Origin of the sequence: Bordetella bronchiseptica, assembly GCF_900636925.1 — a bacterium.
GTDB lineage: Bacteria > Pseudomonadota > Gammaproteobacteria > Burkholderiales > Burkholderiaceae_B > Bordetella > Bordetella pertussis.
Genome location: NZ_LR134326.1, coordinates 5,090,592 through 5,110,422, shown reverse-complemented (window position 1 = coordinate 5,110,422; position 19,831 = coordinate 5,090,592). Strand labels below are relative to the sequence as shown.

Here is a 19,831-nt window from a genome sequence, read left to right as displayed (position 1 = left end):
GGGTGCGTCAGGGCAGCGTGGACTCGCCCTGGTACAGCGACTCCAGCGTTTCGCGCTGGCGCACGATGTAGTGGCGGTTGCCGTCGACCATGACTTCGGCCGCGCGCACCCGGGTGTTGTAGTTGCTGGCCATGACCATGCTGTAGGCGCCGGCCGACTCCACCGCCAGCACGTCGCCGGCCTGGATCGCCAGGGCGCGGCCGCGCGCCAGCCAGTCGGCGCTTTCGCAGACCGGCCCGACGACGTCGTACTCGATCCGCTTGTCGGCCCGCGGCGTGACCGGCTGCACGCCGTGGTAGGCCTCGTACAGGGCCGGGCGCAGCAGGTCGTTCATGGCGGCGTCGACAATGGCGAAGTTGCGCGCCTCGGCGTGCTTGAGGTATTGCACCGTGGTCAGCAGCACGCCGGCATTGCCGACCAGCGAGCGGCCGGGTTCCAGCACGATATGCAGGTGCCCCAGGCCGCGCGCGTTGATGCGCTCGAACACCCGGTCGAGCAAGGCCTTGGGCGAGGGCGGGATTTCGTCCGTGTAGCGGATGCCCAGGCCGCCGCCGAGGTCCAGGTGCTTGATGGCGATGCCGTTCTCGGCCAGCTGCTCGATCAGGTCCAGCAGCTTTTCCAGTGCGTCGAAGTACGGGCTGATGTCGGTGAGCTGCGAGCCGATATGGCAATCGACGCCAACCACTTCGACGCCGGGCAGGCGAGCCGCCAGCCGGTATGCCGCCGGCGCGGACTCGATGGCGATGCCGAACTTGTTTTCCTTCAGGCCCGTCGAGATGTAGGGATGGGTCTGGGCGTCGACGTCGGGGTTGACGCGCAGCGATACGCGCGCGCGCCGGCCCATGGAGACGGCGACGTCGGACAGGCGCTCGAGTTCGGCCTCGGACTCGACGTTGAAGCACTTCACGTCGGCTTCGAGCGCGGCGCGCATTTCCCAGGCCTGCTTGCCCACGCCGGAGAACACGACCTTGGCGGGGTCGCCGCCCACGGCCAGCACGCGCGCCAGCTCGCCGCCGGACACGATGTCGAAGCCGGCGCCCAGGCGTGCGAATTCCTTCAGCACGGCCAGGTTGGAGTTGGCCTTCATGCCGAAGCACACCAGCACCGGGCGCTCGCCGATGGCGTCGCGATAGGTCTCCCAGGCCGAGCGCAGCGCGGCGCGGGAATAGACGTACAGCGGCGTGCCCAACTGGGCGGCCAGGCTGTCGAGCGGCACGTCTTCGGCGTGCAGCACGCCGTTCTGGTAGCGGAAATGGGGCGAGCCAGCCAGGTCGGGCTGGACGGAAACGGCGGTCATGGCAGGGACGGAGCAGGGGGGATGGAGGGGGGCGGCGTTTGCTGCCCCGTGGGCGCGGGCTGGCCGGGCTCGGGCGGCGGCAGATACAGGGGACCCTTGTAGCCGCAGGCGGCAAGCAGCCCGCCGAGGGCCAGCGTGGCTACAATGCGTAGAGCCAGACGGTTATGTGCCGAATGGAACACAGGGAACTCCATAATTGTTGCAGGTTGGATTATGACGGAAACCGAATTTCTTGCGTTGGTCGACCAGGTGCTCGACAGTATCGAAAGCCAGGCGGACGATTGGGCCGCAGGCCTGGATGTCGATATCGAAGCCACCCGCAGCGGCAATGTGCTGACGCTGGTGTTCGAAGACGGCACCCAGGTCGTCGTCAATGCGCAGGCCGCCATGCAGGAGCTGTGGGTCGCCGCGCGCAGCGGTGGTTTCCACTATCGCTACGATGGCCAGCACTGGAACGATACCCGTGGGGGTCCGCGCCTGCCCGATGCCTTGTCGCAGATCTGTTCCGAGGCCGCCGGCGTGCCGGTTTCGGTGCGCCTCTGACTGCATCAGTGTAAGCCGGGCCGGGACGCTTGCGTCCCGGCCCGGCCGCCAACGGGTCAGAACGGGATGTTCTGGCTCCAGGGCTGCGACCCTTGCGTGCCCACACCGGGCGCCACGCGGATCGAATTGTCGTTGCCGCCGGTCAGCCCGTTCAGGAAGTCGCCCAGCGCGTCGCCGGCCTGGGGCAAGCCCAGGCGCGCCACCGCCTGGCCGGGCGGGAACTCGCTGAAATAGAGCTCGCCGTTCTCCACCAGCAGGCCATCGGGACGCGGCCGCTGCTTCTCTTCGGGCACGCCCTTGAGCGCATCCTTCATGTAGTCGAGCCAGATCGGCATGGCCACGCCGCCGCCGGTCTCGCGCGAGCCCAGCGATTTGGGCTGGTCGAAGCCCAGCCATGCGGTGGCCACCAGGCTGGGCGTATAGCCCGAGAACCAGGCGTCGACCGATTCGTTGGTGGTGCCGGTCTTGCCGGCGACGTCGCTGCGCTTGAGCGTGGCGCGGGCGCGGGCGGCGGTGCCGCTGGTGGCCACGCCACGCAGCATATCGTCCATGACGAAGGCGGTGCGCGCGTCGATGGCGCGCGCGGCCGCATCGCCGGCGATGACCGGACGCGATTGCATCAGGACCTTGCCGGAGCTGTCGGTGACGCGATCGATCAGGTAGGGCGTGATGCGGTAGCCGCCGTTGGCGAACACCGCATAGGCGCCGGCCAGCTGCAAGGGCGTGACCGAGCCGGCGCCCAGCGCCAGCGGCAGCACGGCGGGCTGGCGCGCCTTGTCGAAACCGAAGCGGGTGAGGTAGTCCTGGGCGTACTGCGGCCCGATGGCCTGCAGGATGCGGATGGACACCATGTTCTTCGACTTGTACAGGCCCTGGCGCATGGTCAGCATGGGCTCGTACTGGTTGCCGTAGTTCTTCGGATGCCAGGCCTTGGAGCCGGTCTGCGCCGCGGACAGTTCGAACGGCTGGTCGGAGATCTGGGTGGCCGGCGTCAGGCCGCGCTCGAGCGAGGCGGCATAGATGAACGGCTTGATGTTCGAGCCGGGCTGGCGCCATGCCTGCGTCACGCGGTTGAAGTTGCCGCGGTAGAAGTCGAAGCCGCCGACCATGGCGCGGATGGCGCCGTCCTGCGGCGACAGCGCCACGAACGCGGCCTGCACCGCCGGCATGTTGATGACTTCCCAGTTGTCGTTGTATTTGTGGATGTAGACGACCGAGCCGCGCTTCAGGCGCATCTCGGGCTTGGCCTTGTCCGTCAGCGCCCGCGCCACCACGCCCAGCGCCTTCTTGTCGGTGATGGAGATGACTTCGCGCGAGCTGCGCACCAGCTTGATCTCGGTGGGGCTGGCCGACAGCACGACGGCGGTCAGCAGGTCGCCGCTGTCGGAGAACTTGTCGAACACGCCATCGAGGAATTCGTCCAGCGCCTGCGGGTCGTTCTCGACGCCGGCCGGCATGTCCAGCTGTTCCTCGGGGCCGGGGTAGGGCGCGCGCCGCGTGTATTCGAGCACGCCGTCGCGCACCGCGCGATAGGCCGATTCCTGGTCCTTCGACTGGACGGTGGTGTAGATGTTGATGCCGCGCGAATACAGGTTGTCCTGGTACACGTTGTAGAGCAGCTGGCGCGCCAGTTCGGCGACGTATTCGCCATGGATGGCGTAGCCGCCGGCCGGCGTGCCTTCGGCCGACTTGATCACGATGGGCTGCGCCATCGCTTCCTTGTATTCGGGCTCGGTCAGGTAGCCCAGCGAATACATGCGGCCCAGCACATAGCGCTGGCGCAGTTCGGCGCGCGGGCGGTTGGAAATCGGGTTGAAGCGCGACGGCGCCTTGGGAATGCCGGCCAGCATGGCGGCCTCGGACGGCGTGACCTGCGACAGCGGCTTGCCGAAATAGGTGCGCGAGGCGGCGGCGAAGCCGTAGGCGCGATGGCCCAGGTAGATCTGGTTCATGTACAGCTCGAGGATCTGGTCCTTGGTGAGCTGCGATTCGATCTTGAAGGTGAGCAGCAGTTCGTAGAACTTGCGCGAATAGGTCTTCTCGGACGACAGGTAGAAGTTGCGCGCCACCTGCATGGTGATGGTGCTCGCGCCTTGCGACTTCGACATGCTGATCAGGTTGGTCAGGCCGGCGCGGATGACGCCCATCCAGTCGATCCCGCCGTGCTGGTAGAAACGATCGTCCTCGGCGGCCAGCACCGCCGACTTCATGACATCGGGGATTTCGTTGAAGCGCAGCACGTTGCGGCGCTCTTCGCCGAATTCGCCGATCAGCACCCGGTCGGCCGTATAGACGCGCAGCGGCACGCGCGGCCGATAGTCGGTCATGGCGTGCAGATCGGGCAGGTTGGGCCAGGCCAGCGCCAGGGCCATGCCGGCCAGCAGTACGCCGCACAGGGCCAGGCCGCCAAAGAAGATGCCGGCCTTCAGGAAGAACCGCAAAATCGCTGAACCGCTCTTGGCGGGCTTGTCCTGCTTGGTTGAATTCTGGCGCTTGCTCATCGCGGCGATTGTACGGTTATCTCCCATTGTCCCAATTGGGGCCATGGCAGTTTCTGTAACAGAATCGTTCAGTGTGGTAAGCGGGCAACTGACAGCGATGGGATAATGCCGGCATGAATGCTTCCGCTAATTTATGCGCGGCGTCCGCCAACGACCCGCAACCGGGCGACCAGGAGGCCGCCCACCCTGTAGCCTGCGCCGGTGACGAGCCGGCGGCGTTCCTGCCGCACGACCTGCCGATCTTTCTGGTGGGGATGATGGGCGCCGGCAAGACCACCATAGGGCGAGGCCTGGCGCGTGCGCTGAGGCGCGAATTCATCGATCTCGACCATGAGTTGGAGGCGCGTTGCGGCGTGCGGGTTCCGGTCATCTTCGAAATCGAAGGCGAAGCCGGGTTTCGCCGGCGGGAAGCTGCCGCATTGCAAGAGTGTACCCAACGCCGGCAGATAATTCTTGCCACCGGCGGGGGCGCGGTGCTGGCCGCGGAGAACCGGCAGGCCCTGCGCGAGCGCGGCATCGTGATCTACCTGCGCGCCAGCGTGGAAGAGCTGTTCCGGCGCACCAGCCGCGATCGCAACCGCCCCTTGCTGGCCACCGCCGATCCGCGCGCTACCCTGCGCGAGCTGATGGTGGCGCGCGAACCGCTGTATAACGAGGTGGCCGATCTGGTCATCGATACCGGCAGCATGCCCATCGCCACGCTGGTGAAGTCCCTGCTGCCCAAGCTGCAAGCCTACGAGAAGAAATAATGGACGTTGTCGAGGTCGCCACGCCCGGTGGCAGTTATCCCATCCATATCGGCCCCGGACGCCTGGATGCGCTGGACGCGTCGATTCCGGCCGACGCGACGGCCATCGCCGTGGTCACCAACCCGACCGTGGCGGGCCTGTACGGCGCGCGCGTCGAGGCGGCCCTGGCGCGCACCGGCAAGCGGGTGCTGCGCATCGAGTTGCCCGATGGCGAGGCGCACAAGGATTGGCAGACCCTGAACCTGATTTTCGACGCCCTGCTGGAAAACCGCCTGGACCGGCGCGCCGTGCTGGTGGCGCTGGGCGGAGGGGTGATCGGCGACATGACGGGTTTCGCGGCCGCCGTATACATGCGCGGGATCCGCTTCGTGCAGGTGCCGACCACCTTGCTGGCGCAGGTGGATTCGTCGGTGGGCGGCAAGACCGCGGTCAACCACCCGCTGGGCAAGAACATGATCGGCGCCTTCTACCAGCCGGTGGCGGTGGAGATCGATACCGAGGTGCTGGGCACGCTGCCGGCGCGGGAAGTGTCCGCGGGACTGGCCGAGGTGATCAAGTACGGCCTGATCCTGGATGCCGGTTTCTGGCAGTGGTGCGAGGACAACGTCGGCGCCTTGCGCGCGCTGGAGCCCAGGGCGCTGGCCTATGCGATCCGGCGCTCGTGCGAGCTCAAGGCGCAGGTGGTGGGGCAGGATGAGCGCGAGTCCGGCCTGCGCGCCATTCTCAACCTGGGGCATACCTTCGGCCATGCGATCGAGTCCGGCCTGGGTTACGGCGAGTGGCTGCACGGCGAGGCCGTGGGCTGCGGCATGGTGCAGGCGGCCGAGCTGTCCACCCTGGCAGCGGGCTTTCCCGCCGCCGATGTGCAGCGGGTGCGCGATCTGGTGCGCGAGATCGGCTGCCCCACGGTGGCGCCGGACCTGGGCGCCGAGCGCTGGCTGGCGCTGATGCAGGTGGACAAGAAGACCGAAGGCGGCGAGATCCGTTTCGTGCTGATGCCGCGCATAGGCCAGGCCTTGAGCCGGGCGGCGCCGGAGGCGGACGTGCGGACCGCGCTGGAACGAACCACGCGATGAACAAGGACGGGACGGTAGTGCTTATGAACGAATTGGCTTCTTATGCATCCGACCCGTCAAAAACGCGCGGGCGCAGGCACAGCGAGCCGCCGCCAGAGAACCGCACCGAGTTCCAGCGCGACCGGGATCGCATCATCCATTCCAATGCGTTCCGGCGCCTGGAATACAAGACCCAGGTCTTCGTCAACCACGAAGGCGACCTGTTCCGCACCCGCCTGACCCACAGCCTGGAAGTGGCCCAGATCGCGCGCACGCTGGCGCGCAGCCTGCGGGTTTCGGAGGATCTCACCGAGGCCATCGCGCTGGCGCATGATCTGGGGCACACGCCGTTCGGCCATGCCGGGCAGGACGAGCTCAACGCCTGCATGCGCGAGCTGGCGCCGCAGGCGGGCGGCTTCGAGCACAATCTGCAGAGCCTGCGCGTGGTCGACGAACTGGAAGAGCGCTACGCCGAGTTCAACGGCCTGAACCTGTGCTTCGAGACCCGCGAAGGCATCCTGAAGCATTGCTCGGCCACGCATGCGCGCCAGCTGGGGGCGGTGGGCGAGCGCTTTCTCGACCGCACCCAGCCGTCGCTGGAGGCCCAGCTGGCCAATCTGGCCGACGAGGTGGCCTACAACAATCATGACGTCGACGACGGGCTGCGCTCCGGGCTGATCACCCTGGAGCAGCTGCAGGAGGTGGGCATTTTCGCGCGCCACTACGCCGAGGTGGCGCGCCGTTATCCCCGATTGGCGCCGCGCCGCGCCACCTCGGAGACGATCCGGCGCATGATCAATACGCTCATCGTCGACCTGACCGCCACCTCGCTGGCGCGCATCCGCGACCATGCGCCGGCCAGCGCCGACGACGTGCGCCGGGCGCCGCCGCTGGCGGGGTTCTCGGCGGCGGTGCGGCGCGAGGCCGACGAGCTGAAGAAATTCCTGTTCGACAACCTGTACCGCCACTACCGCGTGGTGCGCATGACCACCAAGGCCCAGCGCATCGTGCGTGAGCTGTTCCAGGCCTTCCTGGGCGATCCGCGCCTGTTGCCGCCGGACTACCGGCGCGAGCAGCCGCAGGACCAGGCGCGCGCCATCTCGGATTACATCGCCGGCATGACCGATCGCTACGCGATCCGCGAGCATCGGCGGCTGTTCGAAATGGGCTGAGGGGCTGCCTCGCCCATGCGGCCTACCCCAAATGGGGGGTGCGGGCCGAGGGCTCGCCGGGCTAGGATAGGGCCAGCACTTCGCCGTGCTTTTATTCGCCGGCTCCGCGGCAGTCCAGGGGCATCTGCTGACGGCAACGGGGCCGGCGGATTTTTTCGTCCGCGTAGCGCGGCTCAGCGGTGCGTGCGGTACGGTTCGTCGTCGGCGACGAAGGTGGCTTCGGCCAGCGCGTCGCGGGTCCAGGCCTGCATGGCCGGCAGGGCCTGCACGGCCTCCATGTAGTCGCGCACCGCGCCGGCGGCGGCCACGCCGTAGGTCTGGAAGCGCGAGACCACGGGGGCGTAGAACGCGTCGGCAATCGAGAAACGACCGAACAGGAACGGGCCCGACTGGCCGAATTCGGCGCGCGTGTCGTGCCAGATGGCCTGCACACGCGAAATATCGGCCTGCGCCGCGCTCAGGTCGATGCCCGGCAGCCGGGCCTCGATATTCATGGGCATGGTCTGGCGCAAGGCGCCAAACCCGCTGTGCATCTGCGCCGCGAGCGACCGCGCGCGGGCGCGCGCGCGCCGGTCGGCCGGCCACAGCTGCGCGTCGGGATGGCGTTCGGCCACGTACTCGCAGATGGCCAGTGAATCCCAGACCGCGAAATCGCCGTCGAGCAACACCGGCACCAGGCCGGCCGGCGTTATGGCTTGCAGCCGTTGCGTGAAGGCCTCGGTCAGCAGGCCCAGCTTCTGCTCTTCAAACGGAATGCCGGCCTGGCGCAGCGCCAGCCAGGCGCGCAGGGACCAGGACGAGTAGTTCTTGTTGGCGATCAGCAGGGTATACATGGCGGCCTGGCGGCAAGATAGGGGGGGGCGGGCGGTTCGCGTCCGTGCCGCCCTAGTCTAGCGCCGTTTGCCGTTGCGCAATACCCGCCCCAGGTAGTGGCCGGTGTGGCTGTCGGGGCTGGCCGCCACCTGCTCGGGCGTGCCCTGCGCGACCACGCGTCCGCCGCCGTCGCCGCCTTCCGGCCCCATATCCACCAGCCAGTCGGCGGTCTTGATGACGTCGAGGTTGTGCTCGATGATCAGTACCGTATTGCCGCTGTCGACCAGTTGGTTGAGGACCTTGAGCAAGAGCTCGATGTCATGGAAGTGCAGGCCGGTGGTCGGCTCGTCCAGGATGTACAGGGTGCGGCCCGTGCTGCGGCGCGACAGTTCCAGCGACAGCTTGACCCGTTGCGCCTCGCCGCCGGACAGCGTGGTAGCGCTTTGCCCCAGCCGGATGTACGACAGGCCCACATCGATCAGCGTGTGCAGCTTGCGCGCAATGGCGGGCACCGATTCGAAATATTCCAGCGCCTGTTCGACCGTCAGGTCCAGCACTTCGCTGATGTTGCGGCCGCGGTAGCGGATTTCCAGCGTCTCGCGGTTGTAGCGCTTGCCGTGGCAGACGTCGCACGGCACGTACATGTCCGGCAGGAAATGCATCTCGACCTTGACCACGCCATCGCCCTGGCAGGCTTCGCAGCGTCCGCCCTTGACGTTGAAGCTGAAACGGCCCGGGTCGTAGCCGCGCGCGCGCGCTTCGGGCACGCCGGCGAACAGTTCCCGGATGGGCGTGAACAGCCCGGTGTACGTGGCGGGGTTGCTGCGCGGCGTGCGTCCGATCGGGCTTTGGTCCACGCTGATGGTCTTGTCGAAGTGCTCCAGCCCGGCCAGGCCGGCATAGGGCGCCGGCTCGCCTTGCGCATGGTTGAGCTGGCGCGCCAGCGCCACCGCCAGCGTATCGTTGACCAGGGTGGATTTGCCCGAGCCCGAGACGCCGGTGACGCACACCAGGCGCGCCGCCGGGATGCGCAGATCGACCGATTTGAGGTTGTTGCCGGTGGCCCCGGACAGGTGCAGCCAGGGCTGGTCGTCGGCGACCGGCCGGCGCGCCGGGATCTCGATGGCGCGCGCGCCGCTCAGGTACTGGCCGGTGAGCGATTGCGGGTCGGTCTGCACCGCCTCCGGCGTGCCCTGCGCCACCACCTGGCCGCCGTGCTCGCCGGCGCCCGGGCCCATGTCGACCACCCAATCGGCGCAGCGGATCATGTCCTCGTCGTGCTCGACCACGATGACGCTGTTGCCCAGGTCGCGCAGGTGCTGCAGGGTGCCGATCAGCCGGTCGTTGTCGCGCTGGTGCAGGCCGATGGATGGCTCGTCCAGCACATACATGACGCCGGTCAGGCCCGAGCCGATCTGGCTGGCCAGCCGGATGCGCTGGGCTTCGCCGCCCGAGATCGTATCGGCGCTGCGATCCAGCGACAGGTAGTTCAGGCCGACATTGTTCAGGAAGCTGAGACGGGCCTCGATCTCGCGCACGATGCGCTGCGCGATCTCCTGCTTGGCGCCGGTCAGCTGGAGCTGGCGGAACCAGTCCAGGCACACCGACAGCGGCATGCTCTCGACCTCGAAGATCGCCTGGCCATGGCGTTCGCCCTCGCGCGGCTCGCTGCCGATCAGCACGTTGCGCGCCTCGGGACGCAGGCGCGAGCCGCCGCAGTCCGGGCAGGTCTTGATGTTGCGGTACTTGCCCAGCTCCTCGCGCACCGTGGCCGAGTCGGTTTCGCGCCAGCGGCGCTCCAGGTTCGGGATCACGCCTTCGAACGGGTGGCGCTTGACCGTGCTGCGGCCCTTTTCATTGACATAGAAGAAGGCGATCTCTTCCTCGCCCGAGCCGTGCAGTACCTTCTCGCGCACTTCGGCCGGCAGCTCCTCGAACGGGGTATCGATGTCGAATTCGTAATGGGTGGCCAGGCTGGTCAGCAGGGAGTGGGTGAAGGAGTTGCGGCGGTCCCAGCCGCGGATCGCGCCGGCGGCCAGGCTCAGCTCCGGGAAGGCCACCACGCGCTTGGGGTCGAAAAAGCCTACCTGGCCGATGCCGTCGCAACCGGGACAGGCGCCCATGGGATTGTTGAAGCTGAACAGCCGCGGCTCCAGCTCGGCCAGGCTGTGGCTGCAGATCGGGCAGGCGTAACGGCTGGAGAACACCTGTTCGCGGCCGCTGTCCATGTCCAGCGCGATGGCGCGGCCTTCGGCCAACTGCAGCGCGGTCTCGAAACTCTCGGCCAGGCGCTGCTGGCTTTCGGGGCGGATGCGCAGGCGGTCGATGACCACGTCCAGGTCGTGTTTCTCGGTTTTCTTCAGCGCGGGCAGCTGCTCGATTTCCTGCAGCTGGCCATCGACCCGCAGCCGCACGAAGCCCTGCGCCTGCAGGCTGGCCAGTTCGTCCTCGAAGCTGCCCTTGCGGGCCCGCGCAATGGGCGCCAGCACGGCCAGGCGCGCCTCGGCCGGCCAGGCCAGCACGGCGTCGACCATCTGGCCGACGCTTTGCGCCTGCAGCGGCAGCCCGTGGTCGGGGCAGTAGGGCGTGCCCACCCGTGCGTACAGCAGGCGCAGGTAGTCGTGGATCTCGGTGATGGTGCCCACGGTCGAGCGCGGATTGTGGCCCGCCGACTTCTGCTCGATGGAGATCGCCGGCGACAGGCCTTCGATCAGGTCGACATCGGGCTTGTCCATCAGCTGGAGGAACTGGCGCGCGTATGCCGACAGGCTTTCCACGTAGCGACGCTGGCCTTCCGCATACAGCGTGTCGAACGCCAGCGACGACTTGCCCGAACCGGACAGGCCCGTCACCACGACCAACTGGTGGCGCGGCAGGTCCAGCGAGACGTTCTTGAGATTGTGGGTGCGCGCACCCCGAATGCGAATCGCGTCCATTGGGCGTTTAAGCAGTTTCAAAGGCCAACTTGGTACTATAGCGCGCCGAATCGTCCCCCGTTCGCTGGTCCATAGTCTGTCCGGCATGCGCGAGGGGCGGCCGGCGCGCCCGGCCCCAGGCCGTTTCCGTCACCCTTCTCATTTCCTATGCCTGCATGCCGGCCGACCAGAAACTGCAACTGACCCGCTCCGAGCGCCGCGCCAGCGTGGCCTTGGCCGGCCTGTTCGCATGCCGGATGCTGGGCCTGTTTCTGCTGCTGCCGGTCTTCGCGGTGGCTGCGCGCGACCTGCCCGGCGGCAACGACCCTGCGCGCGTCGGCCTGGCGCTGGGCATGTACGGCCTGACCCAGGCCTTCATGCAGATCCCTTTCGGCCTGGCTTCCGATCGCTGGGGGCGCCGTCCGGTGGTGGTCGCCGGCCTGGTGCTGTTCATCATCGGCAGCGTGGTCTGCGCGCTGGCCGACGATGTCTACTGGATCACGCTGGGCCGCGCCATCCAGGGCGCGGGCGCCATTTCGGCGGCCGTCACGGCCTGGCTGGCCGACGCCACCCGCGACGAGGTGCGCACCCGGGCCATGGCCATGGTGGGCGGCTCGATCGGCCTGTCGTTCGCCGTGTCGCTGGTTGCCGCGCCGGTGCTGGTGGGGTGGTGGGGGCTGTCGGGACTGTTCTGGACCATTGCCTGCCTGGGCCTGGCCAGCCTGGCGGTGGCCCGCTGGATGGTGCCGGTAGTGCCGCGCACCGAGGCGCGCACCATGCAGGGCGCCAGTGCCCGCGCCGTCCTGCTGCACGCCGACCTGCTGCGGCTCAATTTCGGCGTGTTCGTGCTGCACCTGATCCAGGTCGCCCTGTTCGTGGTTACGCCGTCGCTGCTGGCGCGCCTGGGCGGGCTGGACGCGCGCGACCTGTGGCGCGTCTACCTGCCGGTCATCCTGGTTTCCTTCGTGCTGATGGTGCCCGCCGTGTTCGTGGCCGAGAAGCGGCGCGCCCACCGGGCGGCGCTGCGCGCCGCCGTGGCGGGCCTGATCGTGGTCTGCGCCTTGCTGCCGCTGGCCGCTCACGGTTTCTACGCCCTGGCCCTGGCGCTGACCGGTTTCTTCGTGGCCTTCAACATCCTCGAAGCCCTGCAGCCTTCGCTGGTGTCGCGCGTTGCGCCGGCGCAGTACAAGGGCCTGGCCCTGGGCTTCTACAACACCGCGCAGGCCGCCGGCCTGTTCGCCGGCGGCGCGCTGGGCGGCTGGCTGGCGGCCAGCGGCGGGGCCGACGCCGTGTACATCGCCGCCGCCGCGCTGGCGGCCCTGTGGCTGGCCGTGACCTGGGCGCTGCGGCCGCTGCGCTGATCCGTTCGGCCCCGGAAAATGTTACAGCGTGGTGGATAATTCTGCGCCGCCGGCGGTTGGCGCGGCCATGCGTTATCGTCGATAATGTCGGTCATCACAGGGCTTCACCCAGTATGCGCCGGTCACCGACCGGCGTGTTTCATGAAGCCGGTCTTAAACACAGTTTCGTATGCGCAGCCGGCGCCGCGACGTTCCACGCGGCGGCGCGGGCGGGCAACAGAGGGGCATCGGCATGGCATCCGTCAACAAAGTCATTCTCGTCGGCAATCTGGGTCGCGACCCGGAAGTGCGTTACAGCCCGGATGGGGCGGCCATCTGCAACGTGTCGATCGCCACGACCTCGCAATGGAAGGACAAGGCCAGCGGCGAGCGCCGCGAGGAAACCGAATGGCACCGCGTGGTCATGTACAACCGCCTGGCCGAAATCGCGGGCGAATACCTGAAGAAGGGGCGTTCGGTCTACATCGAGGGCCGCCTGAAGACCCGCAAATGGCAAGACAAGGACACCGGCGCCGACCGCTACAGCACCGAAATCGTGGCCGACCAGATGCAGATGCTGGGCGGGCGCGATAGCGGCGGCGACAGCGGCGGCGGTTACGGCGGTGGCTACGACGACGCACCGCGCCAGCAGCGCGCCCCGGCCCAGCGCCCGGCGGCCGCCCCGCAGCGCCCCGCGCCGCAGGCCGCGCCGGCCGCCAACCTGGCCGACATGGACGACGATATTCCGTTCTGAGGCGCTTGCAGCCAATCGCTGGATGCGAAAACCCTGCCCAGGCAGGGTTTTTTTTCGCCTGGAGCAGGGCGCGACGGGGCATCCGGAGATCTGTGTAATCAATAATAATATTGCGAACAAGTCGCATTCATAATAAAACACGAGTTTTTCTTGGCCATACTGGAGAAATTTCGTGCCTCGTCCTACTTCCCGCCGTACGCGCCCTGCGCGCCGGCAGGCGCAGCCCGCCTTCGTGCCCGCGCTCTTCATGCTTGCCCTGGGCGCCGTTGCCGCCGGCGCGCGCGCCCAGCCCGCTGCGGCGGGTGTCCCGGATACGCAAGGCGTGGCGCAAATGCCGGCCGTCACGGTCAACGCCGCGCCGGTGGACGACACGCTGGAGCATCTGGAGGCGCCGGTCGATACCGGCGCGCTGGGACGGCGCACCCAGCTGGAGACGCCTTTTTCCACCACGGTGGTGACTGCCCGCGACATGGAGGAGCGCCAGGTCAACAAGCTGGGAGACGTGTTCGCGCTGGATGCCTCGGTGACGGACAACAGCGCGTCCTATGGCGCGTGGGCCAGCTACCTGACGGTGCGCGGCCTGCCGCTGGATTGGCAGAATTCGTACCGCATCGATGGCCGGCCGTTCCTGAGCTACGTCACGACGCTGCCGTTCGAGCACTTCGAGCAGATCGACCTGCTCAAGGGGGCGTCGGGCTTCATGTACGGTTTCGGCTCGCCGGGCGGCCTGGTCAACTATGTCACCAAGAAGCCGACCGACGAAGCGGTGCGCAGCGTCGAGCTGGGCTACGTGTCCAAGGGGCTGCTGCGCGAGCACGTGGACCTGGGCGGCAGGGTGGGCGAGAGCGGCGCGTTTGGCTATCGGCTGAATGCCACGCACGAGGAGGGCAATACCTACAACGGTGGATCGCTGTACCGCGATTCGGTGTCGCTGGCGCTGGATGCGCGCCTGAGCGACCGGTTGACCTGGGACTTCCAGTCCATCTACCAGGACCGCAAGGCCATCGGGCAGGAGCCCACGATCTATGCGGGCACCATGGCCGGCAGCGAGTTGCCATCGCCGGTGCGCAACGACAATGACAGGCTGGTCGGGCAGGGACCGTATGCGGACAATGCGTTCCGCTATTACTCGACCGGCTTGAAGTACCAATTGGCGGACGAATGGACGCTGAGCACCAATTACAGCTACAGCTCCACGCGTACCCGCCGCAACGAGTCGGTGCTGTTCCTGCGCGACCAGGCGGGCGACTATGACGATTACCGCTCGGACTATGGCGAGGCCTATGGCTACAACCAGTGGCAGGCCATGCTGGAGGGCAAGTTCGCTACCGGTCCCTTGAAGCACCACGTGGTGGCCGGCGCGTCGTGGCAGAAGCAGAAGAACGACTACAGCGCCAACGGGGTCTATCAATTGCAGGGCACGGGCAACCTGCGCGCGCGCAATACCAACACGTACTACAGCGAAGGCCAGCTGCACCTGTACCGCGCGGCCGAGATCACGCAGAAGGCGCTGTTCGCCAGCGACACGGTCGACCTGACCGGCGGCTGGTCGGTGCTGGGCGGGCTGCGCTATACGAATTATGCGCAGCAAGGATTCGATGCCACGGGCGCGCGAACATCGCGCTACGACAAGAACGGCGTGCTGACGCCGACCTTTGCCCTGATGTACAAGCTGACGCCGCGCACCATGGCCTATGCCAGCTACATCGAATCCTTGGAGCCGGGCTCGTCGGTGGGCGCCACGTACGCCAACTTCGGCGCATTGCTCGATCCGTTGAAGAGCAAGCAGTACGAGCTGGGCATCAAGACCGAACAGGACGGCTGGGCCGCCACGGCGGCGCTGTTTCGCATCGAGAAGAAGGCGGAATACGCGAATGCCGCCAACGAGCTGGTGCAGGACGGCAAGACGCTCTATCAGGGGTTGGAGCTGGGCGCCTCCACGCGTATCGCCCGCGACTGGAACGTGGGAGGCAGCCTGATGTTGCTGGATTCGGAATACAAGAAAGGCTCGGATTTCACCGGCAACCGCGTGGCGGGAGCGCCGAAGTTCGTGGCGGCCGCGCAACTGGCGTACTCGGTGCCGCAGGTGCCGGGGCTGAAGCTGCGCGCCGATGTGAAGTACACCGGCAACACGATGCTGGGCGCCAGCAACCGGGTGCAGGTGGACGACTACGCCATCGTCAATATCGGCGCCACCTACGACACGCAGATCCACGGCTACGAGGCGACCTTCACCGCCGGCATCAACAACGTGGCCAACAAGCGCTACTGGCTGTACCAGTCGTCCGACTACGTGAAGGCGGGCGACCCGCGGACCTATGGCCTGACTGCCAGTCTGAAATTCTAGGAGCGGCGGGCGGGCCGCCTGGCGGTCCGCCCGGGTTTACCCGGCATTGACCGGCGCGGATGACGCGGATTAGTCTATATCCAGATATCCGGATATCTGGATATAACAAGAGACGAACCACTTGGAGGAGAACACGATGGGGCATGGCATAGCGGGAGGCACGGGGCTGGCGGCCCGCAACGAGGCGCCGGAGCTGATCCGGGCGCTGGACCGCGACGATGAGCGCTGCTGGGTGCCGCTGGCGCCCGGCGCCTGGTTCTACCCGATGGCATTCGATGTGCGCAACGGCGCGTGGCACAGCGTCTTTCGCGTGGCGCCGGGCGCGCAGCTGCCGACGCACTACCATCTGGGGCGGGTGGTCGGCTGTACGCTGCGGGGGCGCTGGCATTATCGCGAGCGTGACTGGGAGCACCGGCCCGGCTCGTACCTGCTGGAAGTGCCGGGCGACAGCCACACCTTCGAGGTGATCGGCGAGGAAACCGTGGAGCTGTTCACCGTCAACGAAGGGGGCTTCCTGTTGCTGGACGAACGCGGCGACGTCACTGGCATTACCGATGTCTTGCTGCGCCTGGAGCAGGCTCGCGCGCATTACGAGCGTGTCGGGCTGGGCCGGGCCGCGATCGATTCGCTTATCCGCTGACCGCGACAGGAGCCAGCCATGACGACCTTGAAAGCGCGCCTGCGCCAGGGACAGGCAATCACCATGATCGGCAACAGCCTGCCGGATACCTATGCGGCCGAGATGGTGGCCAGCGCGGGATTCGACGCGGTGATGATAGATCTGCAGCATTCCGCCATCGGGCTGCACGAAGTCAACGACCTGGCGCGCGCGGTGCGCGCCCAGGGATGCGCGCCGGTGGTGCGCGTGGCGGCCAATGATCCGGCGGCGATCACCAAGGTGCTCGATGGCGGCGTGGATGCCGTGGTGGCGCCCATGATCAACAGCGCCGAGGCTTGCCGGCAGTTCATTTCCGCCTGCTACTACGCGCCGCTGGGAGACCGCAGTTTCGGTCCGTACCTGGGCCAGGTCATACAGCGCCAGAGCATCCAGGACTATTACGCGCAGACCCGCGACCGCCTGCTGCCCATCGCGATGATAGAGAACGAGGAGGGCGTGCGCCAGGCCGAGCAGATCATGCGTACGGAGGGGCTGGGCGCGATCTACGTGGGCGCGAGCGACCTTTCCATCGCCATGGGGATGGATTGCGTGCCCGACTACCGCAACGCGCGCCTGCTCGATTGCATCAAGGGGCTGATCGACCTGGGCGAGCGCTGCGGCATTCCGGTTGGCGCCTTTGCACCGACACTGGAAGACTCGTTGATGCTGCAGTCGCTGGGCGCGCGGATCCTGTGGGTAGGCTCCGACCAGGGCTTCATCAAGGCCGGCTGCGCGGCCCGCGCGCAGCAGTACCACGCCGAATCGTCGCCGCGGCGATAGCAGCGCCGCGACCGCGCAGGAGACCGCTATGAAGACGCTTGCATTGATGGTTCGCTGGCCCCGCATCGCCGGCGCCGTCGTCCGCCAGGCCTGTGCCGCCGCGTTGGGGCTGGCCCTGGGGGCGGCGCCGGCGCTGGCCGACTACCCCAGCCGCCCGGTGACCCTGGTCGTGCCTTCGCCGCCGGGCGGGTCGACCGACGCGATTGCGCGCGTGCTGGCCGATGCCCTGGGCAAGCGCCTGGGGCAGTCCATCGTGATCGAGAACAAGGGCGGCGGGGGCGGCATCGTGGGCTCGTCGTATGTGCTGGACAAGCCGGCCGACGGTCATACGCTGCTGCTGGCGATTTCCAGCAAGACGGTGGCGCGCGCCCTGCAGCCGGCGCTGGCCTATGATCCCATCAGGGATTTCACGGCGGTGGCGCTGGTGTCGCGCGTACCGACGGTGATGGTGACCTCGGTGGCGGCCGGGCTGCCCGACTTCGCGCGGCTCAAGGCTTACATCGCGGCCAATCCGGGCAAGACGGCATGGGCCGTGCCGGGCATCGGCACCGCGCCGCACCTGACCGAGCACGTGCTGATGCAGGCGCTGGGCGGCAAGGTGAACGAAATCCAGTATCGCGGCAGCGCGCCCATGCACGTCGATCTGCTGGCGGGCCGCGTCGACGTGGTGGTGGACAGCTACACCGCGCTGCGGCAGCACATCGACGATCGCAAGGTGGTGCCGGTCGCGGTCATCGGCCGGGGCCGCATCGAGGTGATGTCGGCGGTGCCGACGCTGGGCGAACTGGGCTATCGGACCTTCGAAGAGGTATTGTTCGACGGTTGGAATGCCATCGATGTGCGCGCCAGCACCCCGCCGGAGGTGGTTGCGCGCTTGAGCCAGGCGCTGCAGGACGTGCTGGCCGATCGCGCTTTTCGCGAGCGCGTCGTGCAGCTGGGGTTGGTGCCGTTCGCGCCGATGCCGGCGAGCCAGGCCCAGGATTTCGTGCAGGATGTCTCGCGCGTGCTCAGTCCGGTGGCCGCGTCCCTGGCGGCTGCGCAATAATCAGGCTTTCGACTTCACCGGCCCCGGCCCTGAGCCACTCCAGATAACCGCCTATGTCTGCTTCCGTTGATGTGTTGTCCCTGCCCGAGGTGGAGGCAGCCGCTTCAGCCGATACGCCCAACCTGCTGTACTGGACCATCTACCAGGGCCTGGTCCGGTCGATCGAGGCGGATACGGCCGCGGTCGGCAAAGACCTCCCGATAGAACGGCTGATATCGGCGCACTATTCGGCCAGCCGCTTTACCGTGCGGCAGGCGCTGGACCTGCTGGAAAAGCGCGGCTATATCCGCAAGCAGCGCGCCAAGCCGGCGCGCGTCATCAGCCGCAGTCCGGTGGTGCCGGTCGAGCGCCATCTGCGCCGCCTGTCCGATATCCTCAGCCCGGCGGTCATCCACCAGACACGCGTCACCGGCTTCGGGCCGGCGCGGCACGACGAAGCCGCCGCCACGCTGGGCCAGGCGCCGGGAGCGCAGCTGTATCGCCTGCAATTGGTGCACGCGGACCAGGCGCAGAACATCGGTTTCAGCGATATCTACTTTCCCGCGCATATCGGGCAGCGCCTGAGCCTGCAGGATTTCGACGCCGCGGCGCGCAATGGGCCGTTGTTCGTCTATCCCATCGTCGAGCAGAAAATCGGCTTCAAGGTCGACCATGCGCGCATCAATATCGGCGCCGAGTCGCATGCCCGCGCCCAGCGCACGGCGGTTGCCGAGGCGCTGGGCACCGCGCCGCTGGTGCGGGTGCAGTATGTTTTCTCGCATGCCGGCGAGCCCGTGCAGTTCACCACCAACTGGCTGGATTCGCGTTTTTTCAGCGTCAGCTACGAGCTGGCGGAAGGCGAGTTCTAGCCCGGCGCGCCGTCTTGGGGCGCGGGACAGGCGTTGACGCGGGCCAGGTCGTAGACAGTGTCGCGCAGCCATTGGTGCGAGGGGCTGCGGCGGGTGCGGTCGTGCCAGAGCTGGGATACCGGGAAATCAGGCAGGGGCAGCGGGTGGGCCAGGACCTGCAAGGGATGCCGCGCGGCGAATTCGCGCGCCACCCGGCAGGCCATGGTCGCCACCAGGTCGGTGGCGGTGAGCGTGGCGGGGATGGCCAGCATATGGGGCACCTGCACCGCCACGTCGCGCGTCACGCCCAGGCGTTGCAGGGTGTCCTGCAATACGCGCTCGCGCGCGCCGTTCTGGCGCGGCATGGCCAGGTGGCGGCTGGAGACGAATTGCTCGATCGGCACCGGGTCGGCCAGCGCGGGATGGCCGGCGCGGCACAGGCACACGTAGTGATCGCGGAACAGCTCCTGGCGGTAGATGGGGAAGTTGACGCTGGCGACGCTGGAGATGACGAGGTCGACCTTGCCGGCCAGCAGCATTTCCTCCGGCATCATGGATTCCATGTCATGCAGCGTCAGCGAGACGTGCGGCGCGGTCTCCTGCAGGCGGCGCATCAACCCCGGCAACAGGACGAACGACACGTAGTCGGTGGCGCCGATATTGAAATGCGCGTGCGCGCTGCGCGCGTCGAATTCGGTCACGGGGCCGGCCAGGCTGTTGAGCGCTGCGATGGCCTGGCGCACCTGGTCGGCGATCTCCAGCGCCCTGTGCGTGGGCACCATGCCGCGGCTGGCGCGCAGGAACAGCGGGTCGCCGAACGCCTGCCTGAGCTGGGCCAGGCCCTTGCTGACGGCCGACTGGCTCATCGCCAGGCGTTCCGCCGCGCGCGTGACGTGGCCCTCGGCGAGGATCGCGTCGAAGATCATCAGCAGATTCAGGTCCAGATGCTTGGCGATCATGGCTGGCTCGTCGGCGTAGGGCCCCGCGCGGGGGGCCGAATAATGCACTATTCGAAACCGGAATAAGCCCGGGCCG

General features: G+C 67.6%; 17 protein-coding genes. 11 read left to right on the top strand and 6 right to left on the bottom strand.

All coding sequences use genetic code 11. The features are described 5' to 3' along the window. Nucleotides 1–7 precede the first annotated feature (7 nt). Both lysA and lptM read right to left on the bottom strand, forming a co-directional pair. Nucleotides 8–1,297 carry a diaminopimelate decarboxylase gene (lysA, locus tag EL288_RS23840; protein ID WP_003806944.1) on the bottom strand — a complete coding sequence of 430 codons (1,290 nt, stop codon included), beginning with the start codon at nucleotides 1,295–1,297 and terminating at the stop codon, nucleotides 8–10. Then, entirely contained in the window at nucleotides 1,294–1,491 is a 198-nt protein-coding gene (gene lptM, locus EL288_RS24505) for an LPS translocon maturation chaperone LptM (protein WP_085963109.1), read from the bottom strand. Before lptM ends, lysA begins: the two co-directional genes overlap by 4 nt. A gap of 19 nt (nucleotides 1,492–1,510) precedes the next feature. Here lptM and cyaY point away from each other — a divergent pair, with 19 nt between their 5' ends. Further along, nucleotides 1,511–1,840, top strand: a complete 330-nt coding sequence (gene cyaY, locus EL288_RS23830; RefSeq protein ID WP_003806945.1) for an iron donor protein CyaY — start codon at nucleotides 1,511–1,513, stop codon at nucleotides 1,838–1,840. 56 nt (nucleotides 1,841–1,896) lie between these two features. On the opposite strand, the gene EL288_RS23825 is transcribed toward cyaY, so the two are convergent. Beyond that, on the bottom strand, nucleotides 1,897–4,341 hold the full coding sequence (locus EL288_RS23825) for a penicillin-binding protein 1A (RefSeq protein WP_003806946.1): 2,445 nt from the start codon (nucleotides 4,339–4,341) through the stop codon (nucleotides 1,897–1,899). 113 nt (nucleotides 4,342–4,454) lie between these two features. Between EL288_RS23825 and EL288_RS23820 the strand changes: the two genes are divergently transcribed. The 3 genes from EL288_RS23820 to EL288_RS23810 are packed head-to-tail and all read left to right on the top strand — an operon-like array spanning nucleotide 4,455 to nucleotide 7,317. Further along, nucleotides 4,455–5,090 carry a shikimate kinase gene (locus tag EL288_RS23820; protein WP_003806947.1) on the top strand — a complete coding sequence of 212 codons (636 nt, stop codon included), beginning with the start codon at nucleotides 4,455–4,457 and terminating at the stop codon, nucleotides 5,088–5,090. After that, the gene (aroB, locus tag EL288_RS23815; RefSeq protein WP_003806948.1) at nucleotides 5,090–6,166 is read left to right on the top strand and encodes a 3-dehydroquinate synthase; all 1,077 of its coding nucleotides are present in this window, start codon (nucleotides 5,090–5,092) and stop codon (nucleotides 6,164–6,166) included. The genes EL288_RS23820 and aroB overlap by 1 nt, the downstream gene beginning before the upstream one ends. Beyond that, nucleotides 6,163–7,317, top strand: coding sequence for a deoxyguanosinetriphosphate triphosphohydrolase (locus tag EL288_RS23810; protein ID WP_080703579.1), 1,155 nt, complete (start codon nucleotides 6,163–6,165; stop codon nucleotides 7,315–7,317). Before aroB ends, EL288_RS23810 begins: the two co-directional genes overlap by 4 nt. Nucleotides 7,318–7,490: 173 nt before the next feature. On the opposite strand, the gene EL288_RS23805 is transcribed toward EL288_RS23810, so the two are convergent. Both EL288_RS23805 and uvrA read right to left on the bottom strand, forming a co-directional pair. Further along, nucleotides 7,491–8,150: a glutathione S-transferase family protein gene (locus EL288_RS23805; protein ID WP_010925693.1), complete on the bottom strand. Its 660-nt coding sequence runs from the start codon at nucleotides 8,148–8,150 to the stop codon at nucleotides 7,491–7,493. 57 nt (nucleotides 8,151–8,207) lie between these two features. After that, nucleotides 8,208–11,066: an excinuclease ABC subunit UvrA gene (gene uvrA, locus EL288_RS23800; RefSeq protein WP_010925694.1), complete on the bottom strand. Its 2,859-nt coding sequence runs from the start codon at nucleotides 11,064–11,066 to the stop codon at nucleotides 8,208–8,210. Between the two features lie 155 nt (nucleotides 11,067–11,221). Between uvrA and EL288_RS23795 the strand changes: the two genes are divergently transcribed. The 7 genes from EL288_RS23795 (at nucleotide 11,222) to EL288_RS23765 (ending at nucleotide 18,817) form a co-directional block, all read left to right on the top strand. Continuing rightward, on the top strand, nucleotides 11,222–12,406 hold the full coding sequence (locus tag EL288_RS23795) for an MFS transporter (RefSeq protein WP_003806952.1): 1,185 nt from the start codon (nucleotides 11,222–11,224) through the stop codon (nucleotides 12,404–12,406). A gap of 232 nt (nucleotides 12,407–12,638) precedes the next feature. Further along, a complete protein-coding gene (gene ssb / locus EL288_RS23790) occupies nucleotides 12,639–13,139 on the top strand; it encodes a single-stranded DNA-binding protein (RefSeq protein WP_003806953.1) in 501 nt (166 codons plus the stop codon). A gap of 172 nt (nucleotides 13,140–13,311) precedes the next feature. Continuing rightward, nucleotides 13,312–15,486, top strand: coding sequence for a TonB-dependent siderophore receptor (locus EL288_RS23785; RefSeq protein ID WP_080701733.1), 2,175 nt, complete (start codon nucleotides 13,312–13,314; stop codon nucleotides 15,484–15,486). A gap of 136 nt (nucleotides 15,487–15,622) precedes the next feature. Beyond that, complete coding sequence (locus tag EL288_RS23780) at nucleotides 15,623–16,126, top strand: 2,4'-dihydroxyacetophenone dioxygenase family protein (RefSeq protein ID WP_003806955.1); 504 nt, start codon at nucleotides 15,623–15,625, stop codon at nucleotides 16,124–16,126. Between the two features lie 18 nt (nucleotides 16,127–16,144). Next, nucleotides 16,145–16,924, top strand: coding sequence for an HpcH/HpaI aldolase family protein (locus tag EL288_RS23775; RefSeq protein ID WP_003806957.1), 780 nt, complete (start codon nucleotides 16,145–16,147; stop codon nucleotides 16,922–16,924). Nucleotides 16,925–16,952: 28 nt separating this feature from the next. Further along, nucleotides 16,953–17,969: a tripartite tricarboxylate transporter substrate-binding protein gene (locus EL288_RS23770; RefSeq protein ID WP_033459722.1), complete on the top strand. Its 1,017-nt coding sequence runs from the start codon at nucleotides 16,953–16,955 to the stop codon at nucleotides 17,967–17,969. Between the two features lie 53 nt (nucleotides 17,970–18,022). Next, nucleotides 18,023–18,817: a GntR family transcriptional regulator gene (locus EL288_RS23765; RefSeq protein ID WP_003806961.1), complete on the top strand. Its 795-nt coding sequence runs from the start codon at nucleotides 18,023–18,025 to the stop codon at nucleotides 18,815–18,817. On the opposite strand, the gene EL288_RS23760 is transcribed toward EL288_RS23765, so the two are convergent. After that, a complete protein-coding gene (locus EL288_RS23760) occupies nucleotides 18,814–19,755 on the bottom strand; it encodes a LysR family transcriptional regulator (RefSeq protein WP_033459723.1) in 942 nt (313 codons plus the stop codon). The two genes, EL288_RS23765 and EL288_RS23760, sit on opposite strands and share 4 nt — an antisense overlap. Nucleotides 19,756–19,831 lie beyond the last annotated feature (76 nt).